A 787-nucleotide genomic window follows, 5' to 3' on the forward strand; every position below is an offset into this window, starting at 1 on the left:
ATCAAGTCCAACTAGAGTGGCGAGCTTGGCAGGCTGGTATTGATGAATTGGTTAAAACGGGTGACGGGCTACCGCTTGGGCGATTGAAGGATGGACAATGGGATGCTGATTATATTCCGCCAGTAATGAGTTTAGCGACTCATCATATATTATGGCAACAAGCCTCCGAAGTGATGAATCAGGTTTCGATATTGGCGAATCGTGATAGCCGAGTAGCTGAGTTATCGCTGGTGTTGCGGCAAACGGATTTAGCAATTATTACCCCATTGGCTTTTTGGCAGAACCATTGTCAATGTTTAGTCGCCCTGAAAGCGCATCCTAAACTGGCTAATGATTTGGACTATAAGGATTCAGTATCGAAGTTATTGTCAGCGACTTTTTCGCTTTCGATGATTTTTGATGGTTTGGAACCACTGAGTTTTGCTTGGAAGCGTGTTGAAGAATGCCTTGATAAAAAAGAAAAACCGATCCGACGTTGTGTGTCATTAGGTTGGTATGCAACTTCGATGGTTACAATGGCGGGGTTGCTAGGGGTGGGTTTTGTTTATCAGTCTGATCAGTCTGATAAGTCGATGAATGAATTGAAGGCTGCTTTTGAAAATCAATTAGCGGCGTTGGACAATAAGGCTGACGATTTGTCGGAGCAAATCACCAAAAAGGCTGACGATTTGTCGGAGCAACTCACCAAAGTGGATAACAAACATATCCAAAAGGCTGACGATTTGTCAGAGCAACTCACCAAAGTGGATAACAAACATATCCAAAAGGCTGACGATTTGTCAGAGCA

1 protein-coding gene is annotated in these 787 nt (G+C 43.6%); it reads left to right on the forward strand.

Features of this window, described 5'->3' with window-relative positions; genetic code table 11:
* On the forward strand, positions 1-787 hold a 787-nt coding region (locus GY683_RS06910; RefSeq protein WP_297288038.1), incomplete at both ends, for a hypothetical protein.

This window comes from Moraxella sp. (genome assembly GCF_024227015.1).
Classification (GTDB): Bacteria; Pseudomonadota; Gammaproteobacteria; order Pseudomonadales; family Moraxellaceae; genus Moraxella.